General features: G+C 41.3%; 7 protein-coding genes. 1 reads left to right on the top strand and 6 read right to left on the bottom strand.

Features of this window, described 5'->3' with window-relative positions; all coding sequences use genetic code 11:
• Positions 1–6: 6 nt before the first annotated feature.
• From SORDD15_RS09615 to pbp2a, 5 genes are all read right to left on the bottom strand, one after another.
• On the bottom strand, positions 7–480 hold the full coding sequence (locus SORDD15_RS09615; RefSeq protein ID WP_061416722.1) for a hypothetical protein: 474 nt from the start codon (positions 478–480) through the stop codon (positions 7–9).
• A 120-nt stretch (positions 481–600) separates the two neighbouring features.
• Positions 601–1,137, bottom strand: coding sequence for a transcription termination/antitermination protein NusG (nusG, locus tag SORDD15_RS09610; RefSeq protein ID WP_000376732.1), 537 nt, complete (start codon positions 1,135–1,137; stop codon positions 601–603).
• A gap of 57 nt (positions 1,138–1,194) precedes the next feature.
• Positions 1,195–1,371: a preprotein translocase subunit SecE gene (secE, locus tag SORDD15_RS09605; RefSeq protein ID WP_000505776.1), complete on the bottom strand. Its 177-nt coding sequence runs from the start codon at positions 1,369–1,371 to the stop codon at positions 1,195–1,197.
• A 9-nt stretch (positions 1,372–1,380) separates the two neighbouring features.
• On the bottom strand, positions 1,381–1,533 hold the full coding sequence (gene rpmG, locus SORDD15_RS09600; RefSeq protein WP_001809375.1) for a 50S ribosomal protein L33: 153 nt from the start codon (positions 1,531–1,533) through the stop codon (positions 1,381–1,383).
• A gap of 52 nt (positions 1,534–1,585) precedes the next feature.
• The gene (gene pbp2a, locus SORDD15_RS09595) at positions 1,586–3,781 is read right to left on the bottom strand and encodes a penicillin-binding protein PBP2A (RefSeq protein ID WP_061416720.1); all 2,196 of its coding nucleotides are present in this window, start codon (positions 3,779–3,781) and stop codon (positions 1,586–1,588) included.
• Between the two features lie 86 nt (positions 3,782–3,867).
• Between pbp2a and SORDD15_RS09590 the strand changes: the two genes are divergently transcribed.
• On the top strand, positions 3,868–4,743 hold the full coding sequence (locus SORDD15_RS09590; RefSeq protein ID WP_081102421.1) for an RluA family pseudouridine synthase: 876 nt from the start codon (positions 3,868–3,870) through the stop codon (positions 4,741–4,743).
• Positions 4,744–4,809: 66 nt separating this feature from the next.
• Here the strand turns inward: SORDD15_RS09590 and gap are convergent, their stop codons facing one another.
• On the bottom strand, positions 4,810–5,817 hold the full coding sequence (gene gap / locus SORDD15_RS09585) for a type I glyceraldehyde-3-phosphate dehydrogenase (RefSeq protein WP_061416717.1): 1,008 nt from the start codon (positions 5,815–5,817) through the stop codon (positions 4,810–4,812).
• Positions 5,818–6,000 lie beyond the last annotated feature (183 nt).

Genomic DNA, 6,000 nt, shown 5'->3' with positions numbered 1-6,000 from the left:
ACCTCTTTACCGAAATTCTGAAAAGATTAGGGAAAGTTCTCTCAGGAGAGCTTTACGTCCTCTAAAGACTTCTCCTCCCATTAGACGATCTATTAATTCTTGTTTTTCCATACTCTGCTTTGATTTGTAATTCTTTAGAAGTTCGTGAAAGAGATAATAATCGTCCATCCTGAGTCCTTTTTCTCCTAAACGATGGCTAATCTCACTCACCTCTTCATAGGGTTCTTTGTCAAAACGGCGCTTGTGGCTTTCCTGTTTACGGATGTAATCTAGAATACGATTTCTAAATTTTGTTTTAAAGCAGACATATAGTTGATGGCGCTCGCCCTCTAGTAACTCTGGGTTGCGACTCACCAGCTCATACAGACATAACATGCCTTCCTGGTCCCAGTCCTCTTTCTCCCACAGATGCAAATGATAATCTTTGCGACACTTATGGACGATTCCCTTACTTTCTTCATATAAGTCTTTTAGATTCATAGACCTCTCCTTTCTGCCATTAGTTTAGCAAAATGCGCGAGCCCCTGGGTCTATTTCCTCTATTCTATACTTCTTCCTCCCTCAACGGCACATAAAAAGAGAGGCAAAGCCTCTCTGGGGTTATAGTTCTGCAATTTGGTTGAGATTCACTTCTGCAATCGTATCATTACCAAACATAGAGATAATCATCTTCACTTTATTGTTATCAATTTCGGTAATTTTACCTGTGTAGTCTGCAAAAGCGCCATCAATGATGCGGACTGTCTGGCCAACTTCAACATCAATATCGAACTCTTGAACAGTTTGTCCCATTGAAACCAGAATATCACGGATTTCTTGTTCCAATAGTGGAGTTGGTTTTGATCTGTTACCGTGTGAGCCGACGAATCCTGTTACGTTAGGTGTGTTTCGAACGACGAACCATGCTTCATCGGTCATGACCATTTCTACAAGGACATAACCTGGAAAGCGATTCTCTTCAACTTCCTTTTTCTTTCCATTTTTCTCAACTTGCACGGTTTGTGTTGGAATCTCAACGCGTAGAATATTATCCAACATGTTATATGTTTGTGCACGTTGCAATAGATTTTCTTTTACCTTATTTTCATAGCCAGAATAAGTTTGTAGAACAAACCATCCCTTGTCAAAACTATCCATGATATTTCCTTTCATACATATATAGAAGAAAGCTAGCAGAAGTTCTCCACTTTTCTTCTAAAAAATGTTAATAAATCGAATCAAACCTGAAACAATCAACTGGTCAAAAATGTAAATGATGACCACAAAGAAGGCTGTGTATTCCATAATAGAGCGAAAATCTCTCCAGCTTTCTTTGCGAGTTGGCCAAGTTGTTTCTTTAAGAAGTTTAAAAATATCCTTAATAAAACCCATCGTTCTCTCCTATCTCGTTTCTCTATGTGTCGTATATTTTCCACAATGTTTACAAAATTTATTTACTTCTAGTCGTGTTGGCTTGGGGTTCCCACTAATTTTGATTGAGTAATTCCTTGAACCGCAAACTGCACAAGCTAGGCTTGCTTTTTTTAGTGCCATAACGCCTCCATCTTATCTATTATAACAAGAAACCTAGGCTTTGACAAGCCTCTTAACGAAAGAGATTGACGAAAGAGTCCCAGATTGTCTGGGCTTTTTCTTTTATCTTTGCATCCGAAATCGCACGTCCCGCTTCGTCTACAAGATTTTGAGCTCGGCTACGAATATCTTCTAGCGGATCCTCGGACTGGTTCGTTTCATTTTCAACAACCTGCTTTTTCGTATTTTCAGGTTCAATCCCATTTTGTTTATAAGCATTCTCAACTGTAAAAGTGCTACCTGGAGTGTATGGCAAAATGGTATTAGCCATACTTCTAAAGACATGGGCTGCTCCATTTGAGGTCGAACCTGCTAGATAATGGTTCTCATCCGTCGTCGGGAAGCCGAGCCAGTGGGTAATTACCACATCTGGAGTATAACCAATCACCCACTGGTCACTGGTATATTCTGGGTTGAAAACAGCTTCAGTCGTACCCGTTTTACCAGCCATAACGTAATCCGCTGGTGACGAACTAATTCCTGTACCATTGGTAAATGTCCCTAGCATCATACTGGTCATTTTATCAGCTACAGACTTATCAATCACTCGTTTTTGAGAATTTTTATGACTCTTGATGAGCTGACCACTGGCATTTTCAATACGAGTGATAAAATGCGCTTCAGGCATCAGACCTCCATTAGCAAAGACTGCATAGGCTTGCGCCATCTGGAGAGGATTCGTCTCCACACCTCCACCAAGAGCAACTCCAAGAACTCGATCAACATTTTCCATATTCAGACCAAATCTCTCCCCAGCATCAAAAGCTTTGTCAATACCTAATTCGTTTACAGTCGCAACAGCAGGTAGGTTGAGTGATTCCGCCAAGGCCTGATACATAGGTACTTCTGGAGATGTCTTAATACCTGCATAGTTGTCTACTTGATAACTGTTGTACTGCATCGTATGATTATCCAATTGCTTGTTCAAGGCCCATCCTGCTTCTACTGCGGGTGTATAAACGACTAAAGGTTTAATGGTTGAGCCTGGGCTACGCTTAGACTGAGTGGCATAGTTAAAATTACGGAAACCTGGTTTGTCATCACCAGCTACACGACCAACAACTCCACGCACTCCACCGGTCTTGGGTTCTAGAGCGACACTACCTGATTCGGCATGCGTTCCGTCTTCTGCTGTTGGAAATAGCGAAGTGTTTTCGTAAATAACCTGCATGTTTGCTTGGTAGTTTTGGTCAAGCTCTGTATAGATGCGATAGCCGTTGTTGACAATCTCTTCCTCTGTGAGATTATACTTGGAAACTGCTTCGTTGACAACTGCATCAAAATAGGACGGGTAACGATAATCTGAAACCTTGCCTTCATACTTATCTTGCAGTTGAGAAGCCATATCTACTCCAGCCGCTTCGGTTTCTTGATTTTTATCAATATAACCCGCCGCAACCATATTTTGCAAAACAGTATCCCTGCGGTTGGTCGAAGTCTCAACAGAATTTAGTGGATTATACAATTCTGGCCCCTTGAGCATCCCTGCTAGAGTTGCCGCCTGATCAAGCGTTAGTTGTGAAGCCGATACACCGAAATATTTCTTACTCGCATCTTCAACACCCCACACCCCATTTCCGAAGTAGGCATTATTGAGGTACATAGTAAGGATTTGCTCCTTGCTGTATTTCTTGGTCAACTCTAAGGCAAGGAAAAACTCCTTGGCCTTCCGTTCAACGGTCTGGTCCTGGGAAAGATAGGCATTTTTCGCCAACTGTTGAGTGATGGTGGATCCCCCTCCAGAACGACCCGCTGTAAGGATAGCTAGAAAGAAACGACCGTAGTTAATCCCATCATTTTTATAAAAGGAACGGTCCTCTGTCGCGACGACAGCATTTTGCAAGTCTTTACTGATATCTGTCAGTTCAACATAGGTTCCCTTTTGGCCTGATAGGGCTCCTGCCTCTTTTTCTTCGCGGTCAAAAATCAGAGTTCGCGTTTTCAAGGCATTTTGCAAGTCATTGACATTGGTCGACTTGGCTATCGCAAATAGGTAGGTTCCTACTAGCAAACCTGCACTTAACCCTAAAATGATGACGATCTTTGTCAGATGATAACGACGCCAAAATTTCCGAATTGGACCTACTTGGGACAATTTTTTTCTATCGCTCCGTGAACGACGCATGCTAGTAGAATCAGACTCCGCCGATTCACTCGTTTCTTTTTTAAAGAGAGAAAGAAACTTCTCAAATAATTTATCTAATTTCATGCGTTTATTTTATCATCTTCACCATGGGAACTCAAGAATTTAGCTACTCCCTATCCAAATAGGGCTTTTTTTGTTACAATATCTGTATGCAATTCACATTTACATTACCCGAATCCTTGCCTCAAATGACGGTCAAACAATTCCTAGAGGAACAACTCCTCATCCCTAGAAAAATCCGTCATTTTTTGAGAATAAAGAAGAACATCTTAATTAACCACGAAGAGGTTCACTGGAACGAGATGGTCAAACCAGGTGACATTTGCCAGTTGACTTTTGACGAGGAAGATTATCCCAAAAAAGAAATCCTTCGGGGCAATCCAGACCTCGTTCAAGAGATTTACCAAGACCAACATCTCATTATCGTCAACAAGCCAGAAGGAATGAAAACTCACGGAAATCAACCTGGTGAAATCGCCCTTCTCAATCACGTCTCTGCCTACGTTGGCCAAACCTGTTATGTCGTTCATCGTCTGGATATGGAAACAAGCGGTTTAGTGCTTTTTGCTAAAAATCCTTTTATCTTACCCATCCTCAATCGTTTGTTGGAAAAAAAGGAAATCGCTCGTGAGTACTGGGCACTTATAGAAGGGCGAGTAGAGAGTAAAGAACTTGTCTTTCGAGATAAAATTGGTCGTGATCGACACGATCGTAGAAAAAGAATAGTCGATGCAAAAAATGGACAATATGCTGAAACACATATCAGTCGATTAAAGCAATTTCCAAATCAGACTACCCTTGTCCGTTGCAAACTAAAGACCGGTCGAACGCATCAGATTCGTGTTCACCTTTCTCGTCATAAGCACCCTATCCTGGGCGATCCTCTCTATAACTCTAGTTCAAAAGTAAGCAGGCTCATGCTCCATGCCTTCCGACTTTCCTTTACTCATCCACTCACCTTAGAACAATTGAGTTTTACTGCCCTCTCGGATACTTTCGAAACAGTATTAAAACAAAATGGATGACACTATCATCCATTTTTCTATACAAAAAAGCAAGACCAGAAGGCCTTGCTTTTATTGACTCAAGAATTATTTAGCGATTTTTGCAAAGTATTCAAGAGTACGTACAAGTTGTGCAGTGTATGACATTTCGTTGTCGTACCATGATACAACTTTAACCAATTGTTTACCGTCAACGTCAAGAACTTTAGTTTGAGTTGCGTCAAACAATGAACCGTAAGACATACCTACGATATCTGAAGATACGATTGGATCTTCTGTGTAACCGTATGATTCGTTTGAAGCTGCTTTCATAGCTGCGTTCACTTCATCAACAGTAACGTTCTTTTCAAGAACTGCTACCAATTCAGTAACTGATCCAGTTGGAGTTGGAACGCGTTGTGCAGATCCGTCAAGTTTACCGTTCAATTCTGGGATTACAAGACCGATAGCTTTAGCAGCACCAGTTGAGTTAGGAACGATGTTTGCTGCACCAGCGCGAGCACGACGAAGGTCACCACCACGGTGTGGTCCGTCAAGGATCATTTGGTCACCAGTGTAAGCGTGGATAGTAGTCATCAATCCTTCTACAACACCGAAGTTGTCTTGAAGAGCTTTAGCCATTGGAGCCAAGCAGTTTGTAGTACATGAAGCACCTGAGATAACTGTTTCAGTACCGTCAAGAACGTCGTGGTTAGTGTTGAATACGATTGTTTTAACATCGTTTCCACCAGGAGCAGTGATAACAACTTTCTTAGCTCCACCTTTAAGGTGTTTTTCAGCTGCTTCTTTCTTAGCGAAGAAACCAGTTGCTTCAAGAACGATTTCTACACCGTCAGTAGCCCAGTCGATTTGTTCTGGATCACGTTCAGCAGAAACTTTAACGAATTTACCGTTAACTTCGAATCCACCTTCTTTAACTTCTACAGTACCGTCGAAACGACCTTGAGTTGTGTCGTATTTCAACAAGTGTGCAAGCATAACTGGATCTGTAAGGTCGTTGATGCGAGTAACTTCAACACCTTCTACGTTTTGGATACGGCGGAAAGCAAGACGACCGATACGTCCGAAACCGTTAATACCAACTTTAACTACCATTAGTGATTTCCTCCTTATGAAAATCATGAAAATTTTATTGTGAAAAGAGTAACTTGAATCACTACAAATCACCTTTCAACAAACCTATTATATAACTATTTGAGTTTAATTGCAAGTACGGGCGTTGATTTTCTCTCCTGCTTTTCTACTTTTTCTCCCCCCTTTTTATTCATCCATTCTTTT

The organism is Streptococcus oralis (genome assembly GCF_001578935.1).
Classification (GTDB): domain Bacteria; phylum Bacillota; class Bacilli; order Lactobacillales; family Streptococcaceae; genus Streptococcus; species Streptococcus oralis_R.
The sequence above is the reverse complement of the archived record's forward strand: the minus strand, read 5'-3'. Positions and strand labels throughout refer to the sequence as shown.

Bases quoted from the DNA above. Each gene is read 5' to 3' on its own strand.
- SORDD15_RS09590 (WP_081102421.1), top strand. From the start codon at position 3,868: ATGCAATTCACATTTACATTACCCGAATCCTTGCCTCAAATGACGGTC.
- rpmG (WP_001809375.1), bottom strand. From the start codon at position 1,533: ATGGCACTAAAAAAAGCAAGCCTAGCTTGTGCAGTTTGCGGTTCAAGG.
- pbp2a (WP_061416720.1), bottom strand. From the start codon at position 3,781: ATGAAATTAGATAAATTATTTGAGAAGTTTCTTTCTCTCTTTAAAAAA.
- nusG (WP_000376732.1), bottom strand. From the start codon at position 1,137: ATGGATAGTTTTGACAAGGGATGGTTTGTTCTACAAACTTATTCTGGC.
- SORDD15_RS09615 (WP_061416722.1), bottom strand. From the start codon at position 480: ATGAATCTAAAAGACTTATATGAAGAAAGTAAGGGAATCGTCCATAAG.
- gap (WP_061416717.1), bottom strand. From the start codon at position 5,817: ATGGTAGTTAAAGTTGGTATTAACGGTTTCGGACGTATCGGTCGTCTT.
- secE (WP_000505776.1), bottom strand. From the start codon at position 1,371: ATGGGTTTTATTAAGGATATTTTTAAACTTCTTAAAGAAACAACTTGG.